This is a genomic window from Arthrobacter sp. C152, assembly GCF_054890965.1.
This window is the reverse complement of sequence record NZ_JBTZSU010000034.1, coordinates 26,150-46,723: the sequence shown is the minus strand read 5'-3', so window position 1 is coordinate 46,723 and position 20,574 is coordinate 26,150. Positions and strand designations below refer to the sequence as shown.

At 68.0% G+C, this 20,574-nt stretch carries 17 protein-coding genes; 10 read left to right on the top strand and 7 right to left on the bottom strand.

Features of this window, described 5'->3' with window-relative positions; all coding sequences use genetic code 11:
* Window positions 1-103: 103 nt before the first annotated feature.
* Genes ACYSM9_RS18065 through tkt form a run of 3 tightly spaced genes read right to left on the bottom strand, consistent with a single transcriptional unit; the run spans window position 104 to window position 5,002 of the window.
* On the bottom strand, window positions 104-1,735 hold the full coding sequence (locus tag ACYSM9_RS18065; RefSeq protein WP_461858333.1) for a glucose-6-phosphate isomerase: 1,632 nt from the start codon (window positions 1,733-1,735) through the stop codon (window positions 104-106).
* A gap of 6 nt (window positions 1,736-1,741) precedes the next feature.
* A complete protein-coding gene (gene tal / locus ACYSM9_RS18060) occupies window positions 1,742-2,857 on the bottom strand; it encodes a transaldolase (protein WP_461858332.1) in 1,116 nt (371 codons plus the stop codon).
* A 27-nt stretch (window positions 2,858-2,884) separates the two neighbouring features.
* Window positions 2,885-5,002 (bottom strand): transketolase, encoded by a 2,118-nt coding sequence (gene tkt / locus ACYSM9_RS18055; RefSeq protein WP_461858334.1) that lies wholly within the window; start codon window positions 5,000-5,002, stop codon window positions 2,885-2,887.
* 510 nt (window positions 5,003-5,512) lie between these two features.
* Between tkt and ACYSM9_RS18050 the strand changes: the two genes are divergently transcribed.
* Complete coding sequence (locus ACYSM9_RS18050) at window positions 5,513-6,472, top strand: heme o synthase (RefSeq protein WP_461858331.1); 960 nt, start codon at window positions 5,513-5,515, stop codon at window positions 6,470-6,472.
* A gap of 208 nt (window positions 6,473-6,680) precedes the next feature.
* Window positions 6,681-8,936: a SulP family inorganic anion transporter gene (locus ACYSM9_RS18045; RefSeq protein ID WP_461858330.1), complete on the top strand. Its 2,256-nt coding sequence runs from the start codon at window positions 6,681-6,683 to the stop codon at window positions 8,934-8,936.
* Window positions 8,937-9,029: 93 nt separating this feature from the next.
* On the opposite strand, the gene ACYSM9_RS18040 is transcribed toward ACYSM9_RS18045, so the two are convergent.
* Genes ACYSM9_RS18040 through ACYSM9_RS18030 form a run of 3 tightly spaced genes read right to left on the bottom strand, consistent with a single transcriptional unit; the run spans window position 9,030 to window position 11,714 of the window.
* Complete coding sequence (locus tag ACYSM9_RS18040) at window positions 9,030-9,974, bottom strand: COX15/CtaA family protein (protein ID WP_461858329.1); 945 nt, start codon at window positions 9,972-9,974, stop codon at window positions 9,030-9,032.
* A gap of 7 nt (window positions 9,975-9,981) precedes the next feature.
* A complete protein-coding gene (locus tag ACYSM9_RS18035) occupies window positions 9,982-10,749 on the bottom strand; it encodes an ABC transporter permease (protein WP_461858328.1) in 768 nt (255 codons plus the stop codon).
* Complete coding sequence (locus tag ACYSM9_RS18030) at window positions 10,746-11,714, bottom strand: ABC transporter ATP-binding protein (RefSeq protein ID WP_461858327.1); 969 nt, start codon at window positions 11,712-11,714, stop codon at window positions 10,746-10,748. The genes ACYSM9_RS18035 and ACYSM9_RS18030 overlap by 4 nt, the downstream gene beginning before the upstream one ends.
* A gap of 132 nt (window positions 11,715-11,846) precedes the next feature.
* Between ACYSM9_RS18030 and ACYSM9_RS18025 the strand changes: the two genes are divergently transcribed.
* The 6 genes from ACYSM9_RS18025 to ACYSM9_RS18000 are packed head-to-tail and all read left to right on the top strand — an operon-like array spanning window position 11,847 to window position 16,914.
* Window positions 11,847-12,653: a helix-turn-helix transcriptional regulator gene (locus ACYSM9_RS18025; RefSeq protein WP_461858326.1), complete on the top strand. Its 807-nt coding sequence runs from the start codon at window positions 11,847-11,849 to the stop codon at window positions 12,651-12,653.
* Window positions 12,653-14,116: a Fe-S cluster assembly protein SufB gene (sufB, locus tag ACYSM9_RS18020; protein ID WP_454486332.1), complete on the top strand. Its 1,464-nt coding sequence runs from the start codon at window positions 12,653-12,655 to the stop codon at window positions 14,114-14,116. Before ACYSM9_RS18025 ends, sufB begins: the two co-directional genes overlap by 1 nt.
* On the top strand, window positions 14,116-15,357 hold the full coding sequence (gene sufD, locus ACYSM9_RS18015; RefSeq protein WP_461858325.1) for a Fe-S cluster assembly protein SufD: 1,242 nt from the start codon (window positions 14,116-14,118) through the stop codon (window positions 15,355-15,357). The genes sufB and sufD overlap by 1 nt, the downstream gene beginning before the upstream one ends.
* 20 nt (window positions 15,358-15,377) lie before the next feature.
* Complete coding sequence (locus tag ACYSM9_RS18010) at window positions 15,378-15,734, top strand: non-heme iron oxygenase ferredoxin subunit (protein ID WP_461858324.1); 357 nt, start codon at window positions 15,378-15,380, stop codon at window positions 15,732-15,734.
* Between the two features lie 40 nt (window positions 15,735-15,774).
* Window positions 15,775-16,569 (top strand): Fe-S cluster assembly ATPase SufC, encoded by a 795-nt coding sequence (gene sufC, locus ACYSM9_RS18005; protein ID WP_461858323.1) that lies wholly within the window; start codon window positions 15,775-15,777, stop codon window positions 16,567-16,569.
* A 12-nt stretch (window positions 16,570-16,581) separates the two neighbouring features.
* Window positions 16,582-16,914, top strand: a complete 333-nt coding sequence (locus tag ACYSM9_RS18000; protein WP_009357674.1) for a metal-sulfur cluster assembly factor — start codon at window positions 16,582-16,584, stop codon at window positions 16,912-16,914.
* Between the two features lie 133 nt (window positions 16,915-17,047).
* Here the strand turns inward: ACYSM9_RS18000 and ypfJ are convergent, their stop codons facing one another.
* Window positions 17,048-17,929 carry a KPN_02809 family neutral zinc metallopeptidase gene (ypfJ, locus tag ACYSM9_RS17995; RefSeq protein WP_461858322.1) on the bottom strand — a complete coding sequence of 294 codons (882 nt, stop codon included), beginning with the start codon at window positions 17,927-17,929 and terminating at the stop codon, window positions 17,048-17,050.
* 58 nt (window positions 17,930-17,987) lie between these two features.
* Here ypfJ and ACYSM9_RS17990 point away from each other — a divergent pair, with 58 nt between their 5' ends.
* Window positions 17,988-19,391, top strand: a complete 1,404-nt coding sequence (locus ACYSM9_RS17990) for a class I adenylate-forming enzyme family protein (protein WP_461858321.1) — start codon at window positions 17,988-17,990, stop codon at window positions 19,389-19,391.
* Entirely contained in the window at window positions 19,381-20,568 is a 1,188-nt protein-coding gene (locus ACYSM9_RS17985; protein WP_461858320.1) for a thiolase family protein, read from the top strand. The genes ACYSM9_RS17990 and ACYSM9_RS17985 overlap by 11 nt, the downstream gene beginning before the upstream one ends.
* The last annotated feature ends 6 nt before the right edge of the window (window positions 20,569-20,574 follow it).

Genomic DNA, 20,574 nt, shown 5'->3' with positions numbered 1-20,574 from the left:
GCAATCCGGTTCAAACGACGATCACGCGGGTCACGCAACGGATTACGCCCGCGGCCTGCGCCTTTCCTGCCGTATTCAGTTTCTGGCATGGTGGTTCTGTGCCTTAGCTTTCGGTTGCGGATGCGCGGGTGGACAGCGCAGCGACGATGTCCTGCAGCTGCGCCACGCCGGCGGCGCGGTCGGTGAGGTGGAGGCGCAGCACGGGACGGCCGTGCTCCGCCAGGACCTGGGCGTCCCCTGCCGCCTGGGCGGCGATGAGTTCACCAAAGGTGAAGGGACGGTCCGGGATGGCAAGGTCTTCCGTGGACGCGGCCGTCACCTGGAGGAACACGCCGATGGCGGGACCGCCCTTGTGGAACTGGCCGGTGGAGTGCAGGAAGCGTGGCCCCCAGCCGAAGGTCACCGGACGGCCGGTGACTGCGGCCAGGTCATCGCGGACGCCTTCGAGCTGCGCGAACGCCAGCCGGTCGAAGTACGCCTGGACACTGAGGTAGCTGTCCGGCTGGAGGGTGCCCAGGAGGGCACGGACGGCCTCTTCAGCCGTTGCGGCACCGCCCAGCCAGTCGCCGCCGCGGACCTCGATGGCGCCGTCGGTGAAGGCAGCCGGAGTAGGCTCGGGCTGCGCGTCCAGGAGCCCGCGGGCGGCCACCTTGGCAGCCTCGACGTCGGGCTGGTCAAACGGGTTGATGCCCAGCAGGCGCCCGGCCACGGCAGTGGCAAATTCCCACACCATCATCTGGGCGGCAAGGCCACCCGCGATGGCCACTTCGTTTTCGCCCAGATCAACGTCGGCGTCGGCACCCACCAGGCGCACCACCAGCACGTCGCTGGCCCCGGTCTTCACCTCGGGGGATGAAGGGCCGGCCACGACCGGCAGGACGCCGGTGCCCAGCTTGCCCGTGGATTCTGCGATGAGCTGTTCTGCCCAGTCGGCGAAGCCCACAATGCCGGAGCCGTCCTCGGCGATGACGATCTTGTTGCGCAGCGGGTTGGTTCCACCCAGTGCCGTGCCAAGAGCCAGGCCGATGTTCTCCGGTGCGTCCTCGTTCAGGACTTCGCCTGCTTCTTCCGCCTCGTCCAGGAAGGCCTGGATGTCCACGCCGGCCAGGCCGGAAGGCACAAGGCCGAACGCGGTCAGCGCGGAGAACCGGCCGCCCACGTTGGGGTCGGCGTTGAACACGGCGCGGTACCCTGCCTCGCGGGAGGCCTTGTCCAGCGGGGAACCAGGGTCGGTGACGATGATGATCCGGCTGGCCGCATCGATGCCGGCGTCGTTGAACGCCTTCTCAAAAACCCTCCGCTGGGAGTCGGTCTCCACGGTGGAGCCGGACTTGGAGGACACCACAATGGCGGTTTCGGCCAGGCGCTCCTCCAGGGCAGCACGGACCTGGTCCGGGTCCGTGCTGTCCAGCACAGTCAGCTCCACGCCCGCGGTGCCGGCGATGACCTCAGGGGCCAGCGAGGACCCGCCCATGCCGCAAAGCACGATGCGGGTGACGCCTTCAGACCGGAGGGCGTCCCGGAGCTCCAGGATCTCCTTCACCAGCGGCTGGGAGACGGTGGCCGCCTCGACCCAGCCGAGGCGGATAGCCGATTCGGACTCCGCGTCGGGTCCCCACAAGGTGTGGTCCTTGGCGAAGATCCGGGTGGCGATCCGGTCCTCCACCAGGGCGGGGAGGTGCTGTTCGAGTGCCTGCTGTGCGGCACCGGTGGCTTCGTAGCTGAGTGTGCTCATGGGTGGTTAGGAGGCCTTCCGTGCAGCGGCGAGGGCGCCTTCGACGTCGGCCAGCAGTTCCTTCCAGCTGGCCACGAACTTGTCGAGGCCTTCGGATTCGAGGATGGCGACGACGTCGTTGTAGGAGACGCCGAGCTTCTCCAGGGCGTCGAGGGTTGCGTTGGCGTCGGCGTAGTTGCCGGTGACGGTGTCACCGGTGACCACGCCGTGGTCGAAGGTGGCGTCCAGGGTCTTTTCGGGCATGGTGTTCACGACGCCGGGCGCTACCAGTTCGGTCACGTACAGGGTGTCCGGGTAGGCGGGGTCCTTCACCCCGGTGGATGCCCAGAGCGGACGCTGGGGGAGCGCGCCGGCTTCGGCGAGCAGCGCCCAGCGTTCGGTGGAGAAGAGTTCTTCGTAGACCTGGTAGGCCAGGCGGGCGTTGGCGACGCCGGCCTTGCCCTTCAGGGCCTTGGCTTCGTCGGTGCCGATCGCATCGAGGCGCTTGTCGATTTCGGTGTCCACGCGGGAGACGAAGAACGACGCGACCGAGTGGATCTTGGTGAGGTCGTGGCCGTTTTCCCGGGCCTGTTCCAGGCCGGACTGGAAGGCGTTGATGACCGCGCGGTAGCGCTCCAGGGAGAAGATCAGGGTCACGTTGACGCTGATGCCCTCGGCCAGGGTGGCGGTGATCGCTTCGAGGCCCTCGAGGGTGGCCGGGATCTTGATGTGGACGTTGTCCTTATTGACCTTCTTGTACAGGTGCTTCGCCTCGGCGATGGTTCCTGCGGTGTCCCACGCCAGACGCGGGTCCACTTCGATGGACACGCGGCCGTCGACGCCCTTGGTCGCTGCCGCCACGGGGGCGAACAGGTCGCAGGCGTCGGCGACGTCCGTGGTGGTGATTTCGAAGATGGTGTCCTCGACGCTGGCGCCGGCCGCTGCCTGGGCTGCGATCGTTGCGTCGTAGTCCGTGCCGGAGGTGATGGCGGCGTGGAAGATGGACGGGTTGGTGGTCACACCGACCACGTTCTTCTCTTCGATGAGCTTGCGCAGCGTGCCCGTTTCCAGGCGTCCGCGGGAGAGGTCGTCGAGCCAGATGGAGACTCCGGCGTCGGAGAGCTGCTGGGTGGGGGTAGTCATGGTGTTGATCTCCTAAAAGTCAGGGTTTCAGGCCTGGAGGGCGGCGAGGGAGTCCTTGGCGGCGGCGGCAACTGCCTCCGCGGTGATGCCGAACTCCTGGAAGAGGCGCTTGTAGTCGGCGGAAGCGCCGTAGTGCTCGAGGCTGACGGAACGGCCGGCGTCGCCGACGAATTCCTTCCAGCCCAGGGCCAGTCCTGCTTCGACCGAGACGCGGGCCTTGACGGCGGCGGGCAGGACGGATTCGCGGTAGGCGGCGTCCTGCTTGTTGAACCATTCGACGCAGGGCATGGAGACGACGCGGGCCGCGATGCCTTCGGACTGGAGGGTTTCGCGGGCCTTGACGGCCAGCTGGACCTCGGAGCCGGTGGCGATCAGGATGACGTCGGCGGGGACGGTGGCGCCGTCCTTGGAGGCCTCGGCCAGGACGTAGCCGCCCTTGGCGACACCGGCGGTGGACGCGAAGGTGTCGCCGTCGGCGTCGCCCTCGCCGCGCTCCCAGGTGGGGATGTTCTGGCGGGTCAGGACGATGCCTGCGGGGTTGGCGTGGTTTTCCAGCATGGTCTTCCACGCCGCTGCCACTTCGTTGGCGTCACCGGGGCGGACGACGTCCAGGCCCACGATGGCGCGCAGCGACGCGAGCTGTTCCACCGGCTGGTGGGTGGGGCCGTCTTCGCCGAGGCCGATGGAGTCGTGCGTCCAGACGTACAGGGACGGCACACCCATCAGGGCGCCGAGGCGGATGGCCGGGCGCTGGTAGTCGGAGAAGATCAGGAACGTGCCGGAGAACGCGCGGGTGTTGCCCGCAAGGCTGATGCCGTTCACGATCGAGGCTGCGGCGTGCTCGCGGATGCCGAAGTGCAGCACCCGGCCGTACGGGTTGCCCGACCAGGCACCGGTCTGCTTGGAGGCGGGCACGAACGAGGGCGAGCCTTCGATGGTGGTGTTGTTGGACTCCGCGAGGTCGGCCGAGCCGCCCCAGAGTTCGGGCAGGACCGGGCCAAGGGCGTTCAGGACCTTGCCGGAGGCGGCGCGGGTGGAGACGTCCTTGCCGGCCGGGAAGACCGGCAGGGCTGCGTCGACGCCGTCGGGCAGTTCCTGGGCTTCGATGCGCTGCAGCAGTGCCGCGCCCTCGGGGTTGGCTTCCTGCCAGGCGGTGAAGGATTCTTCCCATTCCTTGCGGGCTGCCGAGCCACGGTCCACGACCTGGCGGGCGTGGTCCAGGACTTCCTGGTCCACCTCGAAGGACTTGGCGGGGTCGAAGCCCAGCACCGACTTGAGCGCGGCGACTTCCTCGGAACCGAGGGCCGAGCCGTGGATCTTGCCCGTGTTCTGCTTCTTCGGGGCCGGGTAGCCGATGATGGTCCGCAGCGAGATGATCGACGGCTTGGCGGTTTCGGCCTTGGCCGCGAGCAGGGCGCTGTAAAGCTCCTGGACGTCTTCCTTGTATTCGCCGGTCTTGGTCCAGTCCACGCGCTGGGTGTGCCAGCCGTAGGCCTCGTAGCGCTTCAGTACGTCCTCGGTGAACGCGATGTCGGTGTCGTCCTCGATGGAGATGTGGTTCTCGTCGTAGATCACTACGAGGTTGCCCAGCTCCTGGTGTCCGGCCAGCGAGGACGCCTCGGCCGTGACGCCTTCCTGGAGGTCGCCGTCGGAGGCGATGACCCAGATGGTGTGGTCAAACGGCGACTGGCCGGCGGGAGCGTCGGCGTCGAACAGGCCGCGCTGGCGGCGCTGGGAGTAGGCGAAGCCGACCGAGGAGGCCAGGCCCTGGCCCAACGGACCGGTGGTGATTTCGACGCCCGCGGTGTGCTTGTACTCAGGGTGGCCCGGGGTCAGGGAGCCCCAGGTGCGCAGCGCCTCAAGGTCCTTCAGTTCCAGCCCGTAGCCGTTCAGGAACAGTTGGATGTAGAGCGTCAGCGAGGTGTGGCCCGGGGACAGGATGAAGCGGTCACGGCCCAGCCACTGCGGGTCGCGGGGGTCGTGGCGCATCAGCTTCTGGAACAGCAGGTACGCCGCCGGAGCCAGGCTCATCGCCGTGCCGGGGTGGCCGTTGCCCACCTTCTCCACCGCATCCGCGGCCAAAACGCGGATGGTGTCCACGGCCTTCTGGTCCAGGCTGGTCCATGACAGTTCTTGCTCTTCCAAATGTGGCACGAAAACCGGGCCCCTCTCTGTGCTGATCGCGCCGGTACATCCGATCGGTTGCAGGCGCGCTTTATGGCGCCCGTTGCGGGTGTACCCAGTCGCCATCGAAACGTTGATCCTTGACTCAGCCGCCGCACCTTTCGGAATGCGTTTTCCGCTGCTTCCCCGGTGCGTGCTGATCTGGTGCCAGCTTAGCTCTTATCCATACTTCGAGCGGCCCAAATCTCACGTTGTGGACGCAATTTCCCCTTTTGTGAATGACCCTGACGTGAGGTTGAGTTAATCTGCTCGAATCGGGCTGCGAGCGATCAAATGCGCATATGGCGGGGCCGGAAGCGCGGTGCCGGCGCGGTATGATATTTGAGGCCAACGCCGGGTGGGTGTCACTTTTGCCGTCCGGAGTTCCCCGGCTGTTGCACGATCCATCGGAACTGATCCTTTCGTGGCGTGCCCGGGCTGCGGGCCGCACGACCGGAGCTGCAAGCCAGCCTCAACTGCCATACAGAACGGGTGACTGCCACCGTGAGCACAACAGATACGCCGCTGAACGCATCCCGGGCCTCCGGTGCCGGGTTTGCCCGTAAGGCCAAGGCGTATCTCGCCCTCACCAAGCCCCGCGTCATCGAACTGCTGCTCGTCAGCACCCTGCCCACCATGATCTACGCCGAGCGGGGCTTCCCGTCCATCGGCCTGATCCTGGCCACCCTGGTGGGCGGCGCCTTCGCCGCCGGCAGTGCCGGAGCCTTCAACTGCTACATCGACCGGGATATCGACAAGCTGATGCACCGGACCGAGAACCGGCCGCTGGTCACCGGAGAGGTCACTCCCCGCGAGGCGCTGGTGTTCTCCTGGCTCCTGGGCGCGGCAGCCATCGCCATCCTGTGGTTTGGGGCCAACCCCCTCTCGGCCTGGCTTGGGCTGGGGGCCATCTTCTTCTACGTGGTCATCTACACCATGATCCTGAAGCGCCGCACTGCCCAGAACATCGTGTGGGGCGGCGCCGCCGGCTGCTTCCCGGTCCTCATCGCCTGGGCCGCCGTCACCAACTCCGTGGAGTGGCCCGCGGTCATCCTGTTCATGGTGATCTTCCTCTGGACCCCGCCGCACTATTGGCCGCTGTCCATGCGCTACGGCGAGGACTACCGCAACGCGAACGTTCCCATGCTCGGAGCCATTGCCGGCGCCAAGGTGGTTTCCGTCCAGGTGGTCCTCTACGCCTGGGCGATGGTGGCCTGCTCGCTGCTCATGATCCCTGCGGGCGGAGCCGGATGGGTGTACACGGCGACCGCCGTGCTTGCCGGCGCCTGGTTCCTTTACGAATCACACGCCCTGTATGCGCGGGCCCAGCGCGAAGACATCCCCGACAAGCGGGCCATGAAGGTCTTCCACGGGTCCATCAGCTACCTGACCCTGCTCTTCATCGCCCTGGCGGTCGACCCGTTCGTGGGGGCAGCGGTCGTGGGCGGCTGACGTCCCCAAAGCCGCCGCCTCCAGCCGGCCTCCACCCCACGGTGGAGGCCGGCTTTTTTGTTTTCCGGGGGAGTGCAGGAACGGGGGGCGTCCGGACGGCCGCGCCGGACCCGCATGACACCTTTGTCATATCCGTCACTTTTACTGTCATTGGGAATGACTGCGTGCTTACGGTGGAGCGGACCCTTCCCGCAATCAAAGGAGAACCATGGAAGCCCGTCCATCCGCCGTCCCTGCCCCCAGCCACAGCCCGCCGGGAGGAAGCCGGGGCCGCCGCCCCAGGTTCTCCCGTGCGCACTTTGCCCACCTGGGCGCCGACGTCCCGGCATCCCTGGTGGTCTTCCTCGTCGCCCTGCCGCTGTCGCTTGGCATTGCAGCCGCCTCCGGGGCGCCGATCATGGCTGGCCTCATCGCCGCCGCCGTCGGTGGGATCGTCGCGGGCAGCCTCGGCGGCTCGCCGCTCCAGGTGAGTGGACCCGCGGCCGGCCTGACTGTGGTGGTGGCCGGCCTGGTCCAGGAATTCGGCTGGCAGGTGACCTGCGCCATCACGGCCGCTGCCGGCGTCGTGCAGCTCCTGCTGGGCATCAGCAGGGTGGGCCGTGCGGCACTGGCGGTCTCGCCCGTTGTCGTCAAGGCCATGCTGGCCGGCATCGGCATCACCATCATCCTGCAGCAACTCCAGGTGCTGCTGGGGTCCGAGCCCGCCGGGTCCGCCCTCGAAAACCTCGTCGCACTTCCCGCGGCCATCACCAGCCTGGAGCTTCACGCAGCCCTGCTGGGACTGGCCGTCGTGGCGATCCTGCTGTGCTGGAAATTCACGCCGGCCGTGGTCCGGCGGATCCCCGGTCCGCTCGCCGCCGTTGCGGCCGGGACCGCCCTGTCCGTGGCCTTCGCGCCCGGCGTCGAACGCATCGCCCTGGATGGCTCGATCCTCGATGCCGTCGCCCTGCCGGAACTGCCCGACGGGAACTGGCGGGCCTTCACCTTCGCCGTCCTGACCATGGCACTCATCGCCAGCATCGAATCCCTGCTCTCCGCCGTAGCGGTGGACAAGATGCAGACCGGCCCCCGCACCAACCTCAACCGCGAACTCATGGGCCAGGGCGCGGCGAACATGGTCTCCGGCTCCCTGGGCGGGCTGCCGGTCACCGGGGTGATCGTCCGCAGCGCCACCAACGTCGAAGCCGGCGCCGCCACCCGCGCCTCCGCGGTACTGCACGGCGTCTGGGTCCTGGCCTTCTCGGCCCTGTTTGCCGGACTGATCCAGCTGATCCCCCTGGCGGTCCTGGCCGGGCTGCTGATCGTCATCGGTGCCCGCCTGATCAAGGTGGCCGACATCCGCACCAGCCTGCGCACCGGCGACCTTCCCATCTACGCCGTGACGCTGCTCTGCGTCGTGTTCCTGAACCTGCTCGAAGGGGTCATGATCGGCCTCGCCCTGGCCGCGGCCAGCGTGCTCTGGCGGATGCTCCGGACCGCCATCCACGCCCACGCGCCCGCCACGCCGTCGTCGTCCTGGCGTGTCACCATTGCCGGCTCGTGCAGCTTCTTTGCCCTTCCCCGGCTGAACGCCGTGCTGCAGTCCTTGCCCGCCGGAACCGGCGTCGTCGTCGAACTGAACGCGGATTACGTTGACCATGCCTTCCGCGAAGCACTGCTCGCCTGGCAGCTCCAGCACCAGGCCAGGGGAGGCTCGGTCCGCGTGGAGGAGCACGGGAACACGCTCTTCCAGGACGCGGAGCACCAGGCACCCCGGCGCGAGGAAGCGGCAGAGCTGCCGCTTCCGCCACGGTCCGCCCCGCTCCTGCTGGGCATCGACAAGTACCACCGCCGGTTCGCCAACCAGGTCCGTCCCCTGGTTCAGGACCTCACCGACGCCCAGAACCCCGACAGCCTGTTCGTGGCGTGTGTCGACTCGCGCGTGAACCCGAACCTGATCACCAGCAGCGGTCCCGGTGACCTGCTCACCCTCCGGAACATCGGCAACGTGGTGTGCAGCGACGGCCGGGACAGCTCGATCGATTCCGCCCTCTCCTTCGCGGTCAAGGCCCTGGCGGTGGACTCCATCGTTATCTGCGGCCACTCGAACTGCGGCGCCATGAAGGCAGTGCTGGGCGAGGCGTCCGGGGAGGACATCAGCTCCCTCGGTTCCGGCTTCGACGCCTGGCTCGACCACGCACGGCCACGCCACCTGGAACTGCTGGCAGGGCACCCGGTCGGCAGGCAGGCCGCCGAGGCGGGATACACCACGGTGGACCAGCTGGCGATGGTCAACATCGCCGTGCAGCTGGGCAAGCTGGACAACCACCCCGTGACGGGCCCTGCCCTGGCGGACGGACGCGTCCAGGCGATGGGCCTGTTCTACGACATCGCCACTGCCCGGGTCCTGCACATCACGGCTGGCGGCATCGAACACCTTGACCCGGCCTGTACAGCCGGTCTGGACGCCGTGCCGGCGCCGTGACGGGCCGGTAGGCGGGACGGTCCAACTACCCAGGCAAAAACCAGGTGCCCCGGTTCCACAACGGAACCGGGGCACCTGGCGCAGGGGCATGGACTACTGCACGGGGCTGGACCGGGCGACGTCCCACGCGTTCGTCGCCGCCGCCATGAGCAGGGCGGCGCCCAGCATGTGTGCCGCCACGAGCAGGGCTGGAATGCCGTTGTAGTACTGAGTGAAGCCAATGACCGCCTGGAGCACGGTCACCGCCAGAAGTGCCAGGACTGCGGTCCGGAAGGGCCCGGTGATCCGGCGCCGGAATACGAGGACCAGCGCCACGAGGGTCCCGGCCGTGACCAGGTACGCCGGGACGGCGTGGATGTGCGAGAACAGGTCCCAGTCCAGGTCGTTGCGCGGCGCGTCGGCGTCACCTGCGTGCGGTCCCGCGCCCGTCACCACCACGCCCAGCATCACTGCGGCGGCGGAGAAAAGCGCGACGGCGGCCGTCACCGGGCGCAGCACGCCCGGCAGGGCGGCAGGCCGGGCGGACAGGAAGCGGCCGGTCCGCCCGTAGGCGCGGTTCACGAGCAGGGTGGCGAACACGACCAGGGCCATGGAGACCAGGAAGTGCAGCCCCACCACCCAGGGGTTGAGGTTGGTCAGCACGGTGATGCCGCCGATCACGGCCTGGGCCGGGATGCTGCCCAGCAGGCCGAGGGCCAGCAGGAAAAGGTCCTTGCGTTCCTTCCGGAGGTTCCACAGGTACACCAGCATCAGGGCCGCCACGGCAGCCAGGGCGAACGTCAGCAGCCGGTTTCCGAATTCAATGAAGCCGTGGATACCCATCTCTGGGGTATTGACCAGCGAGTCGGAGGTGCAGCGGGGCCAGGTGGGGCAGCCCAGCCCGGAGGCTGTGAGGCGGACCGCGCCGCCGGTGACCACCAGGAGGGTCTGGCCGATCAGGGAGGCAACGGCGAGGCCGCGGATACGGGCGTCCACAGTGTGCGGCAGGCGTGAAGCCAGCCGGCCGGCCAGCTGGGGAAGGCGTGAAGCCGTGCTCACAATGATCTCAATTCCACTTGAACCAACGGATGGCTGCTGCCCCGGCGATGACCGTCCAGAGCAGCAGGATGAGGGCGGCGCCGCCGTTCACGGCCCCGCCAAGGAAAGCGGCACGCATCGACTCGCCCAGCGCGCCGGAGGGCAGGTAGTGCACCACCGCCTGTGCCGCGGCCGGCAGCCTCGTTGCGGGGATGACGATGCCGCCCATGGCCCCGAGGAGGATCCACAGCAGGTTGGTGATGGCCAGGGTTGCCTCGGGGCGCACCGTGCCGGCCACCAGGAGTCCCAGCGCCGTGAAGGCCGCCGCGCCCAGGGCCAGCAGTGCCAGCCCGGGGAGCCAGCCCCCGGGCACCGGCTGCCAGCCCAGTGCGAGCGCCACCAGGCCGACCACCACAACCTGCAGGCAGAGGACCGCCAGGACGGAGAGCACCTTGCCGGCGATCAGGCCGCCGCGGCCCAGGGGAGTGGTGGACAGGAACCGCAGGACCCCGTAGCGCCGGTCGAATCCGGTGGCGATGCCCTGGCCGGTGAAGGCGGTGGACATGGCGCACAGGGCCAGGATCCCCGGAACGGCCACGTTGATGCGGCTCGAACCCATCCCATCCAGGAAAGGGGTGACGGTCAGCCCCACCAGCGCCAGCAGCGGCAGCACGATCGCGAGGATCAGTTGCTCGCCGTTCCGCAGCATGGTCAGTGCCTCGTACTTTCCCTGCAGCAGGACACGGCGCAGCAGGGAGGCGGGCTGCTGGGTTTCCTGCGTGGCGGCCGGGCTCATCGGATGTCCTTTCCTGAAATATCCAAAAAGACGTCTTCAAGGCTACGCGCCTGGAGGCTCATTGACGCCGGCATGATGCCCTGCTGTTCCCACCACCGGGCGAGGGCTGCAAGATGGCCGGGGGTCAGGGCACCGGTCACCGTGTAGCTGCCGGCCCGGGGTTCGGAGACATCGACGCCCTCCGGAAGTACCTTCGCGGGGTCAAGTCCCGGCGGCGCCTCGAACACCAGGGTCCTGATGTGCTCGGCACCCTGCTCCGCGGCGGGGTGGTGCTGCAAAAGCTCCTGGACGGTCCCTTCGGCAACGTTGCGTCCGCCGTCGATGATGTAGACGTAGTCCGCCAGCCGCTGCGCGTCGTCCATCAGGTGGGTGGTGAGGATGATGCCCATGCCACCATCGCGGAGTTCGGCAATCAGGTCGAACACGAGCTGCCGCGACTGCGGATCAAGGCCCGCGCTGGGCTCGTCAAGGAAGAGCACCTCCGGCCGGCCGATCAAGGCGGCGGCCAGGGCGAGGCGCTGCTTCTGGCCGCCCGAGAGGCGGCGGACGCTGGTCCTGCTGAAGGTGTCGATGCCAAGCCGCCCCACCAGGTCCTCCACCGGCCAGGGGCGGGCATACAGCCCGGCGATGTGCCGCAGCAGCGGCAGGGGACGGGCCGACGGCGGGAGGCCGCCGTCCTGCAGCATCACGCCTACCCGGGAGCGCAGGTCCGCCCCGGCCGTGGCAGGGTCCTGGCCCAGCAGGGAGATGCTGCCGCCGCTGCGCTTCTGCAGGCCCTGGGCGCACTCCAGGGTGGTGGTCTTCCCCGCACCGTTGGCCCCCAGCAGGGCGGTCACCTGGCCCGGTTCCGCAACGAGGGAAACGCCGCTGACCACCCGGAGCATCTTTCCGTCGAGGCTGGAGAGGGGGCCTACGTCCTTGATCAGCCCATGGATGGACAGGACAGGGGATTGGGGGGATCGCACCCCAGTATTCTACGGGATGTAGTATTTACCGCCGTCCGCCCTGCGGCCGCTGCGCCGGGTGCCGCACCGAAGGTCAGCCTGTCCTTACTGGAGTGCGGGAGTAAATTACGACATGATTGTGTTGTGTATTCCATGACCAACGCTACTGCTGTGCCCGTCGCCGGGCCCGGTGCTGTCGCATCCAGCCCCGTGGCTGATGCCGACGAGCGCACCCGCGACCGCGTCCTGTCGGCAGTCCTGGAACACGGCCCCGTCAGCGCGGCCGAACTCGGCGACATGCTGGGATTCACCCCCGCGGCCGTGCGCCGCCACCTCGACCACCTGTCGCGCGCGGGCGTGATCGAAGTGAAGAGGATCGCCAAACCGGGTGCCGGCGCGGGCCGTCCCGCCCGCCGCTACGTCCTCAGCTCCCAGGGCCAGTCCAGCCTGGGCAACGACTACCTGGACATCGCCGCCCTGGCGCTCCAGCAGCTGCAGAAGGTCGCAGGCCCCGACGCTGTCCGCGCCTTCGCCGTCGAGCGCTTCGCCGACATGGAAAAGCGCTACGCACCGGAAATCGAGAAGGCCGGGCCCGATATCCGCGACCGCGCAGCGGCGTTGTCGGCTGCCCTGAGCCGGGACAACTTTGTCGCTTCCACAGCCTCCATCGAAGCCAAGGCCCCGCTGCCTGCCGCACTGTCCAGCGTGCAGCTGTGCCAGGGCCACTGCCCCATCCAGCAGCTCGCGGCCCGCTTTCCCGTCTTCTGCGACGTCGAGACCGAGGTCTTCTCGCGGCTGGTCGGAGTGGACGTCCGGCGGCTCTCCACCCTGGCCCGCGGCGGCCACGTGTGCACCACCCACATTCCTACAGGCAGGCTGTCTGCCAGGCCGGCCACCGTGCCGGCGGCAGCCCCCGCCAGCCTGGATGAAGTAACCAACCATCAGCAAGAAAGGCCGTGATGACGGACCAACTATCAGAGAAAGCAGTAGCCGAAAACACTGTGATCTCGGAGATTCTGGAAAAGAATCCCGAGCTGCACGGCATCGGCAACTATGAGTACGGCTGGGCCGACAAGAACGACGTCGGCGCCAATGCACGGCGTGGTCTCGATGAAGAGGTAGTCCGGGACATTTCGGCCAAGAAGAGCGAACCCGAATGGATGCTTGACCTGCGCCTGAAGGGCCTGAAGTACTTCGACCGCAAGCCCATGCCCACCTGGGGTGCAGACCTCTCCGGCATCGACTTCGACAACATCAAGTACTTTGTCCGCTCCACCGAGAAGCAGGCCGCCACCTGGGAGGACCTGCCCGAGGACATCCGCAACACCTACGAGAAGCTGGGTATCCCGGAAGCCGAGCGCAGCCGCCTCGTCTCCGGTGTCGCTGCCCAGTACGAATCCGAAGTGGTGTACCACCAGATCCGCGAGGACCTCGAAGCCCAGGGGGTGATCTTCCTGGACACCGACACCGCCCTGAAGGAACACCCGGAGATCTTCCAGGAGTACTTCGGCACCGTCATCCCCGTCGGCGACAACAAGTTCGCGTCGCTGAACACCGCCGTGTGGTCCGGCGGCTCCTTCGTGTACGTCCCCAAGGGCGTCCACGTGGAAATCCCGCTGCAGGCCTACTTCCGCATCAACACCGAGAACATGGGCCAGTTCGAGCGGACCCTGATCATCGCCGACGAGGACTCCTACGTCCACTACATCGAAGGCTGCACCGCGCCGATCTACACCTCGGACTCGCTGCACTCCGCCGTCGTCGAGATCATCGTGAAGAAGGGCGCCCGCGTCCGGTACACCACCATCCAGAACTGGTCGAACAACGTCTACAACCTGGTGACCAAGCGCGCCGTCTGCGAAGCGGGCGCCACCATGGAGTGGATCGACGGCAACATCGGTTCCAAGGTGACCATGAAGTACCCGGCCGTCTACCTCGTGGGCGAGCACGCCAAGGGTGAGACCCTGTCCATCGCGTTCGCCGGCGAGGGCCAGCACCAGGACACCGGATCGAAGATGGTGCACATCGCGCCGAACACCAAGAGCTCCATCATCTCCAAGTCGGTAGCCCGCGGCGGCGGCCGTGCAGCATACCGCGGCCTGGTCCAGGTCCGCGAAGGCGCCAAGCACTCCGCCAACACGGTCCGCTGCGACGCCCTGCTGGTGGACACCATTTCGCGCTCCGACACCTACCCGTACATCGACATCCGCGAGGACGATGTCCAGCTGGGACACGAGGCAACCGTCTCCCGCGTCAGCGAGGAACAGCTGTTCTACCTCATGTCCCGCGGCATGCCCGAGGACGAGGCCATGGCCATGATCGTGCGCGGCTTCATCGAGCCGATCGCCCGTGAACTGCCCATGGAATACGCCCTTGAGCTGAACCGCCTCATCGAACTCCAGATGGAAGGATCCGTCGGTTAATGACTGCCGAAGCAACTACTGAAAAGGCGCGCATCGGCGCACCGTCGATCGCCGGCTTCACCGAGGAGGGCGAGCAGCTCGTCGCCTCCAAGGTGGACCGCCACCACAGCCACGGCGTCCAGGTCATGGCCTCCCGCGCGGAGCGCCTGACCAGCCACGACGTGGCCGACTTCGCCCTGCCCAACGGCCGCGAAGAGGAATGGCGTTTCACCCCGGTCCGCGAACTGGCGAACCTGCTCTCCGACGCCGCCTCGGACGCCGGCGCCCTCGGCGTATCCGTGGACGCCCCCGCAGCGGTGGCGCAGCGTCTGCTGCGCGCCGGCGAGGCCCCCCGCGGCGCCACCCTGGTCCCCGCGGACCGGGCCGCCGTCGTCGCCTCCGCCAACACGGAGGAAGCCCAGCTCATCTCCATCCCGGAGAACGCCGAGCTGGACGCTCCCGTACGCCTGGTCCTGACCGGCAACGGCGCGGGCCGCCGCACCAACTCACACCACGTGATCGAGGCCGGTGCGAACAGCCGCGCCGTCGTCATCATCGAACACGACGGCTCCGCCGACCACAACGGCAACGTCGAGATCCTGGTCCGCGAAGGCGCCCAGCTCACGGTCGTCTCCGTGCAGCTCTGGGAAGACGACGCCAAGCACCTGGCCCAGCATGACGCCGAGGTGGGCAAGGACGCCGTCTACAAGCACATCGCCGTCTCCCTGGGCGGCAAGATCGTGCGCCTGAACTCCAACGTCCGCTTCGCCGGTGAGGGCGCCGAGGCCGAGCTCCTGGGCCTCTACTTCGCCGACGCCGGGCAGCACCTGGAACACCGCTCCTTCGTGGACCACAACGTGCCCAACTGCACCTCCAACGTCCTGTACAAGGGTGCGCTGCAGGGCAAGGGCGCGCACACGGTCTGGGTTGGCGACGTCCTCATCCAGAAGCAGGCCGAAGGCACCGACTCGTACGAGAAGAACCAGAACCTGGTCCTGACCGACGGCTGCCGCGCGGACTCCGTGCCGAACCTCGAGATCGAGACCGGCCTGATCGAGGGCGCGGGCCACGCCAGCGCCACCGGCCGCTTCGACGACGAGCACCTGTTCTACCTGATGGCCCGCGGCATTCCCGAGGACGTCGCGCGCCGCCTGGTGGTCCGCGGCTTCCTCAACGAGATCATCCAGCAGATCAAGGTCCCGGCCCTCGAAGAGCGCCTGACCGAGGCTGTGGAACGCGAACTCGCGGCCACCGACAACTAACGACAGGCAGGCAGGAACGTATGAGCGGGACACCCAAGGGCGAGCTGGTCTGCAGCGCCAATGACATCAAGGTCAAGCAGGCGCTGCGCATCCTGGTCGACGGCTACCCGGTAGCCGTCGTCCGGGATTCGATGGGCGATATCCATGCCATCGGCGACACCTGCTCGCACGCGGACATTTCGCTGTCCGAAGGCGACGTGGAAGGCTGCGCCATCGAGTGCTGGGGCCACGGCTCCCAGTTCGACCTGCGCAGCGGCCAGCCGCTGCAGCTTCCCGCCTACGATCCCGTTCCGGTGTTCGCCGTCGAGCTCGACGGCGACGACGTCTACGTGGACGTCACCAACGTTTTGAACGGCGCGGCAGTAACCAACTACTGAGCGCCGGCAGCACAGACTTACGAGCAAAAGAAAGAAGCGCATGTCAACTCTTGAGATCAAGGACCTGCACGTCAGCATTGAGACGGAACAGGGCACCAAGGAGATCCTGAAGGGCGTCAGCCTGACCATCCGCACCGGCGAGACCCACGCGATCATGGGCCCCAACGGTTCGGGCAAGTCCACCCTGGCCTCCACCATCGCCGGCCACCCCCGCTACACCGTCACCCGCGGCACCATCACCCTGGACGGCGAAGACGTCCTGGCGATGAGCGTGGACGAGCGCGCCCGCGCCGGCGTCTTCCTGGCCATGCAGTACCCGGTCGAGGTCCCCGGCGTCACCATGACCAACTTCCTGCGCACCGCCAAGACCGCAATCGACGGCGAAGCACCCAAGCTGCGTACCTGGACCAAGGACGTCAAGGACGCCATGGAGAAGCTGCGCATCGACGCCGACTTCGCCCAGCGCAACGTTAACGAAGGCTTCTCCGGCGGCGAGAAGAAGCGCGTGGAGATCCTGCAGCTGGAACTCTTCAAGCCCAAGTTCGCCGTCCTGGACGAGACCGACTCCGGCCTGGACGTTGACGCGCTCAAGATCGTGTCCGAGGGCGTCAACCGGGCACACGCCGAGGGCAACATGGGCACCCTGCTCATCACGCACTACACGCGTATCCTGCGATACATCAAGCCTGACTTCGTCCACGTCTTCGTGGACGGCCAGGTTGTCGAAGAGGGCGGCCCCGAGCTCGCCGACCGCCTTGAGGAAGAAGGCTACGACCGCTACGCCAAGGGCGCCGGCGCAGCCAGCATCGCGGCCGCCACCGCAGCACAGGCCTAGTAAGGACCAGTCATGACCGAAATCACGCCGGGCCGTACGGCCCTGGAGGACGTCGAAGAGGCGCTCAAGGACGTCATCGACCCCGAGCTTGGGGTCAACGTGGTGGACCTCGGGCTGCTGTACGGCCTGAAGTACTCCGACGACGACGGCGCGCTGCTGATCGACATGACGCTCACCACCGCCGCCTGCCCGCTCACCGACGTGCTCGAGGAGCAGGTGGGCAAGGCCCTGGACGGCGTCGTGGACGACTGGCGCCTGAACTGGGTCTGGATGCCGCCGTGGGGTCCGGAACGGATCACCGACGACGGCAAGGACCAGATGCGGGCCCTCGGCTTCAACATCTAGGTTCCTTTAGTACGACGACGGCGGGTCACCTTCCTTGTGGAGGGTGACCCGCCGTCGTCGTAACCTCATCCGTTGCTCCGTAACTGCCGTTTTGACCCTTCAAAAGGGCCGTTACGGAGCAATCGATGGGGGATTAGAGGGTGCCGGCGCTGAAGGTGTCGCACTGCTTGAGGTCGCCTGACTGGTAGCCCTGCAGGAACCAGCGCTGGCGTTCCTCGCTGGAACCGTGGGTCCAGCCTTCCGGGGAGACCCGGCCCGTCGCGGCCTTCTGGATCCGGTCATCGCCGACGGACGCTGCCGCTGACAGGGCATCGCTGACGTCCTGCTGCGTCAGGGGCTCCAGGTAGGGCTGCCCGGTGTCCGGGTTCGGCGTCGTGGAAGCGTATTTGGCCCACAGGCCGGCGTAGCAGTCGGCCTGGAGTTCTGTGCGGACGGAGCCTGACTCCGGGCCCTGCGGGTCCTGCTGCGCCCGGTTCAGGTCGCCCAGCAGGTTCTGCACATGGTGCCCGAACTCGTGCGCCACCACGTATTCCTGCGCCAGCGGGCCGCCGGAGGAACCGAACCGGTCCACGAGTTCCTGGAAGAAGCCAGGATCGAAGTACGCGGTGGTGTCGGTGGGGCAGTAGAAGGGCCCCACCTCCGAGGTCGCCGCGCCGCAGCCGGTGTTGGTGCCGCCGCTGAAGATCACTGCCTCGGGCCGCGGATACTGCACGTTGTACTGCTTCAGGTAGCCGGGCCAGAACGCGTTGAGGCTGTTGACCGTGCCGGTGATCCTGCAGTCCAGGCGCGCATCAGCATCCGCACCCGTACTGCAGGCCGGCGCCGTGCCCTGGGACTGTCCGCCGGTGTCGCCGCCGGTCAGGCCACCGAGCATGTTGGGATTAATGCCCAGCAGGAGCGCAACGAGCAGCACCAGGCCTCCGCCGATCCCGCCGCCAACCTTCACTCCCCGGCCCATGCCGCGCCGGTCCTGGACCTGGGACGGATCCAGCTGCACGTTGTCGTTGAAACTCATAAAGTCACAATACCCATGGGCCCGCGGCTCAATCCGTGCAGGCCGGTAAAGTTGGTGCGTGCCTTTCCTGAACAGAATCCAGCGCTGGGCGGAACAGCGGCCCCACGACACCGCCGTCGTGGTCGGCGGCCGCCGCCTCGACTGGGCCGGGCTGCGGGACCAGGCCGCGGACCTGGTGCCGGAAGCGAAATCGGTCACGACCCTGTGTGAAGCGAATTCGGTGGACTTCGCAGTACAGTTCGCGGCCGCGGTGGCGGGCGGCCGGCAGTGCGCCGTCCTGGACCCCGCCTGGCCCGTGGCCCTGCAGGAGGACATCGCCCGGCGCGTGGAGGCGTACGCTGCCGCGGCGCCCGTGTCTCCGGACGACGCCTTGGACGACGGCGCACCGGAAACCAGCTTCCTCATTGGCCTGACCTCCGGAACCACGTCCATTCCCAAGGCCTTCACCCGGTCCCGCCGGTCCTGGCAGCAGTCCTTTGACGCTTCCATCGAATTTTTCGGACTCCGCCAGGAGGATGTGACGCTCGCCCCGGGGCCGCTGGCGGCGAGCCTGAACCTTTACGCCCTGGCCGAATGCCTGTACGCCGGCTCCGAGTTCCAGGCCCTCGAAGCCTTCGACGTCGGCGACGTCCACGCGGCCATTACCCACGACCGGGTCACCCGGCTGGTCCTGGTCCCCACCATGCTGCGCATGCTCAGCGAACGGGGCATGACCGGATGCGTTGACGCCTCCGGCATCCGCACCATCATCTGCGCCGGGTCCAAGCTCGATGCACGCACCCTGGAGGCAGCGCGCCGGTGGGCACCCAACGCCACGATCTACGAATACTACGGCGCCTCCGAGCTGAGTTTCGTCTCCGGCACGGGACTTGTCGCCGGGCAGCTGGCTGCCGGCGGCACCGGGATTGGCCGCCCGTTCCCGGGTGTCGATGTCCGGATCCTGGACGACGACGGCGCGCAACTGCCGGACGGGGAGTACGGCAACATCTGCGTCCGCAGCGGCATGGTCAGCAACGGGTACCTGTGGGGCGATGACGGTGAGGCGCTGCGGTCTTTCGATGGCTGGTACACAGTGGGGGACCAGGGCTACCTTGAGGCCGGCGAACTGCACATCCTGGGCCGCCGGGCGGACATGATCCTCACCGCGGGCAGGAACGTGTACCCGCACGAGGTGGAGCTGGCGCTGGCCGCTGTGCCCGGCGTCGGCGCGGCGGTGGCGGCGGGGATGCCTGATGACCTGCGTGGCCAACGGGTGGTTGCGGGTGTGGTTCCTTCCCAGGGCGGGATCACCGCCACCCAGCTGCGCGCGGGGCTGGAGAGCCTCCTTGCCCGGGACAAGCGGCCCTTGCAGTATTTCCTCCTGTCCGAGCTTCCCGTCACCGACCGCGGAAAGGTCAGCCGGAACCTGCTGCTGGACTGGATCGACTCCCGTGACCCCAGGGTGCGCCTCCTTGGAAGCTGAACTGCTTCCCCCCGAACGGCAGCCGGTCATCATCGCCGCGCTGCGCACCCCGGTCTGCCGCACCAACGGGGCCCTGCGGACGCTGCGGGCACACCAACTCCTGGCCCCCGTGCTGCGCCGGCTCGTCTCCAGCTGCGGGCTGGACCCCGCATCCGTTGACGACGTCGTGATCGGCAACGCCGTGGGCGGCGGCGGGAACGTGGCCCGGCTGGCACTGCTGGAGGCGGGACTCCCGGTCGGCGTGCCGGGCCTGACGGTTGACCGGCAATGCGGTTCGGGGCTGGACGCCATCGTCCTGGCGGCGCGGCTCGTTGCCGCCGGCGGCAACCCGCTGTACCTGGCAGGTGGTGTGGAAAGCACCAGCACGGCGCCCCTGCGTGCCCACCGGAAGGACGACGGCGGCCCGGAGTTCTACAGCCGCGCCCAGTTCGTGCCGGAGAGCTTTGGCGACCCGGACATGGGCGTGGCCGCGGAGACGGTGGCGCGCGACTATGGCGTCGGCCGGGACCGGCAGGACGCGTTCGCCCTGGCAAGCCACCACAAAGCCCTCGCCGCCGCGGCGGCTGGCCTGTTCGAAGGCGAACTGGTGCCCCTGGCCGTAAACGATGCCACGGTAGCGGCGGATGACGGCCCGCGCCGCGGCCTGAACCAGGGCGTCATGGCCCGGTTCCCCGCCGCCTTCGTACCCGGGGGAACTGTCACCGCCGGGAACTCATGCTTTGACGCGGACGCCGCGTCCGCCGTCGTCGTCACCTCCCTGGAACGGGCCCGCCGACTGGGCGCCGCCGACGCCCTGCTGGTGCGCGGGACGGGAACCGCCGGCGTCGCCCCCGCCGTGCTGGGGATCGGCGCTGCCGTGGCCGCCCGGGACGTGCTGGCCGCGGCAGGAGTGACGGCGGCCCAGGTGGACCTGGTGGAATTCAACGAGGCCTTCGCATCACAGACCCTGGCCTGCCTTGACCACGTGGGGTTCGGGTCCGGGCGGGCGAACCTGGACGGCGGGGCCCTGGCCCTGGGCCATGCCTATGGCGCATCCGGGGCCGTGCTGGTGACGCGGCTGCTGGCGCAGGCGCGCAGGCGGAAGGTGCAGGGGACCCTGGCGCTGGCCATGATCAGCATGGCCGGCGGCATGGGGACCGCTGCCCTGCTGGAGTACCGGCCGCTGGCGTCCGGCTGACGCTTG